At 44.6% G+C, this 6,396-nt stretch carries 5 protein-coding genes and 1 pseudogene; 2 read left to right on the forward strand and 4 right to left on the reverse strand.

Features of this window, described 5'->3' with window-relative positions; all coding sequences use genetic code 11:
- Positions 1-139: 139 nt before the first annotated feature.
- Positions 140-1,630: a leucyl aminopeptidase gene (locus B5J93_RS11845; protein WP_079326562.1), complete on the reverse strand. Its 1,491-nt coding sequence runs from the start codon at positions 1,628-1,630 to the stop codon at positions 140-142.
- A 327-nt stretch (positions 1,631-1,957) separates the two neighbouring features.
- Between B5J93_RS11845 and B5J93_RS11850 the strand changes: the two genes are divergently transcribed.
- Both B5J93_RS11850 and B5J93_RS11855 read left to right on the forward strand, forming a co-directional pair.
- The gene (locus B5J93_RS11850; RefSeq protein WP_079326563.1) at positions 1,958-3,799 is read left to right on the forward strand and encodes a WG repeat-containing protein; all 1,842 of its coding nucleotides are present in this window, start codon (positions 1,958-1,960) and stop codon (positions 3,797-3,799) included.
- The gene (locus B5J93_RS11855; RefSeq protein ID WP_211278890.1) at positions 3,718-4,722 is read left to right on the forward strand and encodes a LysR family transcriptional regulator; all 1,005 of its coding nucleotides are present in this window, start codon (positions 3,718-3,720) and stop codon (positions 4,720-4,722) included. The genes B5J93_RS11850 and B5J93_RS11855 overlap by 82 nt, the downstream gene beginning before the upstream one ends.
- A gap of 316 nt (positions 4,723-5,038) precedes the next feature.
- Here B5J93_RS11855 and B5J93_RS11860 read toward each other — a convergent pair whose 3' ends face one another.
- From B5J93_RS11860 to B5J93_RS11870, 3 genes and pseudogenes are all read right to left on the reverse strand, one after another.
- On the reverse strand, positions 5,039-5,521 hold the full coding sequence (locus B5J93_RS11860; protein ID WP_079326564.1) for an AcrIF11 family anti-CRISPR ADP-ribosyltransferase: 483 nt from the start codon (positions 5,519-5,521) through the stop codon (positions 5,039-5,041).
- A 99-nt stretch (positions 5,522-5,620) separates the two neighbouring features.
- Positions 5,621-6,067 (reverse strand): hypothetical protein, encoded by a 447-nt coding sequence (locus tag B5J93_RS11865; protein ID WP_079326565.1) that lies wholly within the window; start codon positions 6,065-6,067, stop codon positions 5,621-5,623.
- An 89-nt stretch (positions 6,068-6,156) separates the two neighbouring features.
- Positions 6,157-6,396, reverse strand: a pseudogene (locus tag B5J93_RS11870) (hypothetical protein); the annotation flags it as partial.

Raw genomic sequence — 6,396 nt, forward strand, 5'->3', positions numbered from 1 at the left:
TTCGGTTGGTATAGATAAAAGCGTTAAATGTTCATCTTATTTTATAAAAATGTTATCAATGGTAGGCACGCCCTATAATTCTCAAAGGTTAAAAAACGACCATACACAGATGGTCGTTTTGAATGATGGACTGTGGGGATTAGTCTGCTTGTCCCACTAAGTAACGCATGAGCATGGGTACAGGGCGACCGCTTGCTCCTTTGTTGTCGCCACCTGACCATGCTGTGCCTGCGATGTCTAAGTGAGCCCATGCTTGACCTTCTTTGATAAAGCGTTGCAAGAAGCACGCTGCCGTGATAGAACCGCCTTCACGTCCGCCGATGTTTTGGACGTCTGCAAAGGTGGATTTGAGCTGTTCATCATAGGCATCATCTAGAGGCATTTGCCATACTAGGTCGCCTGTGTACTCGCCTGCTTCTTCTAGGGCGAACAGCGTGTCTTCGTCATTACAATACAACCCTGAACGCACTCCACCCAGGGCAATCACGCACGCCCCTGTCAGGGTTGCGGCATCGATGATGGTGCGTGGCTTGTAGTTGTCTTGGACGTAGCACAGGGCGTCACACAGCACCAGACGACCTTCGGCATCGGTGTTTAGAATCTCAACACTCATGCCGTTCATGGCGGTTACGATGTCTGATGGGCGAGTGGCTTTGCCCGATGGCATGTTCTCAGCACAGGCAAGCACCACGACCATGTCTAGTGGCAGGCGAGCTTCACACACCGCTTTGATGGTGCCAAGCATGGCAGCTGCTCCGCCCATGTCGTATTTCATCTCATCCATGCCTGCTGATGGTTTTAGTGAGATACCGCCTGTGTCAAAGGTAATGCCTTTGCCGACTAGGGCGATGGGGTCTTTTAGTTTGCTCTTTTTCTTGCCTGATTTGCCGTGGTATTCGATGATTGCCAGTTTGCCTTCGTTATCAGAGCCTTGTGAGACTGCCAAGAAACAGCCCATGCCCAGTTTTTTCATCTCTTTTTCGCCAAGCACACTCACACTGACCACGTCTTTGTAGTCTTTGCCCAGTTTTTCGGCAACTTTGGCAAGCTCAGCAGGGGTCATGATGTTGGGGGCGTCATTGGCGACATCACGAGCCAAGCTCTGCCCGATGTGTGTGGCAGTAGCGATGGCTAGGGCGTTTTCGTAGTCGGCTTTGGCGTCTTTGGTGTTGATAAATTCAACAGCAGATAGGGCGATTTTGTCGCCTTTTTTGGATTTGTAGGGTTCAAAGCGGTATTCGGCATGCAGTAAGGCATTGACAAACTGTCCAAAATGCTTTTGGCAAATGACATCGCCCCACGCCACGACCGCAGATTTGCTGTTTTTGATGGTGTTAAAGGTGGCTTTACCCAGTTTTGGCATTTGCCCTGCCAGCTTGTCCAGCGAGCCTGTACCAATCACGCTGATGACATGTCCGTCATCAATGCCATAATCGGTCACGCTCTCACCGACCGAGCCTTTAAAGCCACTGGCTTTGATGAGTGCGTTGGCACGGTCTAGGTGACCGCTGTCAAGGTTGCCCAAAATCTTGGCGTCGCTGTCGGCAAAGACGACCAGATGGGGCTGGGCTTTGGTTTTTTTGGGGCTAAGCTTGTCGCTGACGCTTAGGTTTAGGGTAGATACAGACATACAAACTCCTTGTTTGTGAGTGGGGAAGGGATTGTTTAAATTTTAGCACATTTTTGGGGGTTTGGGCATGGGTTGGGTGATTGATTACAAAAAATATGGATGGGATGACACGGCTAAACAAACTAGGATGGATTGAGAGTGGATTGATTGGGAATGGATGGCTTGGTTTATCAAATGGCATTTTTTATGATACAAGTGATGACATATTTACAATGCAGTAAAAAATAGAGATAATGAGTGGTGTTTATCAACTTTATAAAAATCTATTTTAGGATAACTTGGGCAACCATACGCCAACCCCTAACTTTAATCATCAAAGGAGCTGTGATGATGACTTTGACACCGACAGTTAAATTTGTATCCAAATTTGTAATCAAGCCCATAACTTTATCAGTGCTGACCTTGCTCACGGGGTACGCCCATTCGGCACCCTTGTACATGGATTATGTCGTCAAAAATCCCAAATACGAAAGCCACATGCCCTACGACACCATTCATGGCGTGATGGGCGAAGATGGTAAGGTCATCATCCCTGCGATTTATGAATCCGTCAAGCTAACATACGATGACGACCAAACCTATCTGTTGGGGGTTAATCCCTATGCCACAGAGCAGGTCATTCATCGATTTGATGAGGCGGGTCATAAGATTGAGACGCTTGATAATCATTCGATGGGCGGGGGTGTAATGATACTGCCCTTTACGCTTGAACCGAATGAGGGGGCTAGTGAAGACAGTAAGAAGTTTTTTGAAGAGATGGAGTCAATATTTGAAGAGCGAACTGCCCATTTGTCTGATGATAGCGAATCGGAGAAAAAGGCTATCGCTCGGAATCTATTTTTTGAGATGGTGACCAAAAACAGCCATTTGGTCAATCACGCCACAGGCGAGAGGGTGGATTTGTCCGATAAGGACATCGCTCAGTTACAGCTCATGCTTTTGGATAATGAATTAAAACACCAAATCATCCCCGCCCGCAGTACAAAAAATAACCTGTGGGGCTATGTCAATCCTCAAGCCCAGTGGGTCATCGAGCCGATGTATGACAGTATCAATGACGAGTCTAGCGACTGGCAAAGAATTGATGGCTTTGATGAGATATTGGGCGTGTATAGAAATGAAGACTTAGAAAAAGAAGATTTTGGGTGTATGGGTTTGATTGACATTCATGGTAAAAAGCGTGGCGATGTGTTTAGAAATATGTATTACTCGCACGAGGGTTATGCCATTGCCACGTCATGTCAACGTGGGGTGAATGAGTGGGAGTCTGATTATGAAGGTATCATCAATCAGCATGGACAGTGGCTCGTCAAACTGCATGGCGATTTAAAGGTGCGGACATTGCCTGATAAAGATGGTTATTTTGTGGTTGAAAACAGCAAAACTGATAAAGAAGGTATCATGCACATCTTAGGCAAATGGATAATCCCTGCCGAGTACTATTTTCCCAATAAAAACATCAGTCACAATCACCAATCTGCTGTTGATTCGCCTTTATTTGACGCCCAAGAACTCATCGCTGTCAAAAAAGACAAGCAAGACAGCCATTACGGGTTCATGAACAAAGAAGGGGTGTGGGTGATGGATGATGTTCTGCCTGTTGGCGAGACGGTGTTTTATGACATGAACAGTTACCGCTTTGATGGGCATGGATTTGCCTACGGGCGGCTGGCGGGAGCGTGTGATTGCCGTGTGGTATTTGATGTGCAGGGCAGGCAGGTCTTTACTCATCAGGGCAATTATGGCGATTTTAACGAACAAGGCTATGCCCCCTTTGTGGCGGATGGCACGAACGTCATGCAAATCATTGACAAACATGGTCAATTCATCACCGAACCGATATTTAACAATAACATCACCAAACTTCATCAATACAATGTCTTTTCGTGGGCGGATGACGGGGCAAAACAGCAGGGCAGGCTACACCCCTTGGAGCGACTACAAGATAATACTGAGCTGTCGGGGGTCATCAATCATAAAGGCGATGTCATCATTCCTGCCTTATACAAAGACATAGAGCTGTGGGATGAGTATGTCATCGTTACAACCGATGACGGTCAGTATGGTGTGCTGTCTTATGAGAACAAATGGCTCATCAAGCCCCAAGCTCATCGCCTAAAACCGATGAATTCGGGGGTGTATTTTGGCGAGTTGTCGTTTGGGCTTTAAGGGTATCTGTGGATGATGTTATGATTGATGTTAGCGTATCACAGCTTAGTGCTTTTATCCATCTTGCTAAAACAGGGAGTATGAGTCAGTCTGCCCATGCATTGGGCATTTCACAGCCGACTTTGTCTCGGCATATTGCCAGTTTAGAAAATATACTTGGGCAGGTGCTGATTGACCGTACCCACCGCCCAATGAGACTTACCGAAGCTGGCGAGTTTTTCTTTGAACATCTCCAAAAAAGCGTGGGCGAGCTTAATGAGCTTATCCTGCTTACCCAAAAATTTGGCAAAACCGCCCACAGCCTTACCATCGGCTTTGTGGCGTCAGTTTTGTATGGGCGACTGCCTGAGATTATCGGTCAGCTAAAACAGCACCTGCCAAACCTTGACATTCGCTTGACTGAGATAAGCTCAAATGAGCAAATGCACGCCCTAAAAACAGGGCAAATTGACGTGGGCTTTGGGCGGTTTTTGTCGTCAGATGGGTTCATTCGCCAAACTTTTTTGACAGACGAAAAGCTCATGGTTGCTCTGCCGATGACTCATGTGCTTGCCAAGCAGTCGCAACTCCCCCTAAAAACATTCGCCCAAGAGACACTTATCACCTATCATCGCACGCCTTTGGTGGTGGGCGAAAAAACCCTTGACCCATTACTCAACATCTTTTATCAAAAAAACATCAATCCCAAATCCAAAAAACACGCCCGAGACATTCAAATCGCCCTAGGACTCGTGTCAGCAGGCGAAGGCATGACGCTTGTCCCTGAGAGCCTGACCACCGTCCGCAGTCATCAAATCGCCTACATACCCCTAGCCGACCATGTCGTCTCGCCCATTTATCTGAATACGCTTGCCACCGCCCAAAATCCGCACATATCGGCACTATTAAACGCCATTCATGCCGTGTACGATGATAATTTGTAACAAAATATGTCAAAACAATAAGAATTATTCTTGACCTGTCAAATAACTATGCAAAAAATTAATAAAACAGGTGTAGATTATGTTATTTTTGGCAAATTGTATGCAGTTTTTGCATAATATTAGTATTTTTAATAAAAAATTTTATAAAAATTAAAAAAATATAAGATAAAGACAAATGGATTTTTTGTGGGTATTGATGCCCGCCGCGAAAAATCTCGCTCATTTTTGCAATAAATCCCTTCATTAACTTCTTGCACTGGGTGCAACACCCTTTCATTTGTGGCTTAGGTAGGGTCAGATAATTTCTTTTATATTCCTACCTAACAACCAAATAATTCACAAACCCCATATCGTCCACATAGCTGACCGCACGAAAGCCCAATGCATCAGCTATTCTGCCCCTTAACCGCCAAATTTCACTGTCATACTCATTTTCATCACCAAAATATTCACCCCTAAAACGAGGGATAAGATGAGGTAGAATTTCATGAGTGTTGTGTTGGTAGGCAACAACAAAGGTGATTTGTTTGGCAAGAGTGTCATCGTCTATTTTAAGCTCTTTTTTGATGACTTCTACCGCTTTATCCCCAACCAAATCTTGATTGTTAGCAATTTCTTTGATGGGTATGCGGTAGCTGTGCAAATATTCGCCATAACGCTTGGCAATTTCTTTGTTTTGTGTGGCACAAATGCCATCATAGCGATTGGCAGACCGAGTGCGTCCGATAAGCAAGCTGCCGTTTTTGATTTTGACTTTGGTTTTATTAAAACTGCCGTGATATAGGGTAAGATCGTTCATTGTAAGATTTTTTGGTCAATTTGTCTCATTATAGCAGGATAAAAAGCCAAAAACAAAGCACCCCAAACTTTACACTTGGGGTGCTTTTGCCCTACTTTGCTATTGCAAAAATTTGATAATCTCCACTAGCTTATCCTCGATATGGCGAATGACCAGTTTTTCGGCTTGGTTTTGTTTGTCAAAATCAAGGTTGATTTGATGTTCTGCCAATTTGTCTTTAATGAGCTTAAAGTAGATGTCAATCATCGTGGTGTCGGTTGGTTCTTGGATGGTTTCATCTTGCTTGGTGCTTGCCTGAGCAATCAAGGCGTATTTCTTTAAGCAAACATTCAATTCATCAAGGTTTTGGATTTCAAAGTTTTCAATGACTTCATTGCACTCATCATCCTCCCAAACCGTCAAAAATACCTGCTTGTCAGTAACTTTGCCAATAATTAAATAACAGTTGACACCCCGAAACCAAAGTACGCCATCGTCCATCTCGCAGTCAAAATCTACCACACCATACTCTTGAACATAGTTTGCAATCGCTTGAATATCTAACATTTTTAACCTCTTAACTTGTTAATTTATAAGGCACATACTGCCGTACTCATAAAGCGTAGTCCAGTCTTTTTGCAATGAATTTTCACTTTTTAAAACTTAACCAAAATATTGTCCTCGTAGCCAATTTGTGCGTTAATGCGAGCATTGACAACAATCCGCTTAAAGCCCCCAACCCTTTGCCAAGTGGGTGGCTCGTACTGCTCTACATAAGCCATATAATCCATCAATTCGCTTTCGGTGGAGCTAAAAAAGATAAAAGGTGGACGCACAAACTGCATCAGCCGTAAAAATTTCGTCATACCAAAATAGCCGTGCTTGGCATAAGCCCC

The organism is Moraxella equi (assembly GCF_002027555.1).
GTDB classification, from domain to species: Bacteria; Pseudomonadota; Gammaproteobacteria; order Pseudomonadales; family Moraxellaceae; genus Moraxella; species Moraxella equi.

What these genes read in the sequence shown, in the direction of transcription:
- B5J93_RS11845 (WP_079326562.1), bottom strand. Translation starts at nt 1,630, where the DNA reads ATGTCTGTATCTACCCTAAACCTAAGCGTCAGCGACAAGCTTAGCCCC.
- B5J93_RS11850 (WP_079326563.1), top strand. Translation starts at nt 1,958, where the DNA reads ATGATGACTTTGACACCGACAGTTAAATTTGTATCCAAATTTGTAATC.
- B5J93_RS11855 (WP_211278890.1), top strand. Translation starts at nt 3,718, where the DNA reads ATGGCTCATCAAGCCCCAAGCTCATCGCCTAAAACCGATGAATTCGGG.
- B5J93_RS11860 (WP_079326564.1), bottom strand. Translation starts at nt 5,521, where the DNA reads ATGAACGATCTTACCCTATATCACGGCAGTTTTAATAAAACCAAAGTC.
- B5J93_RS11865 (WP_079326565.1), bottom strand. Translation starts at nt 6,067, where the DNA reads ATGTTAGATATTCAAGCGATTGCAAACTATGTTCAAGAGTATGGTGTG.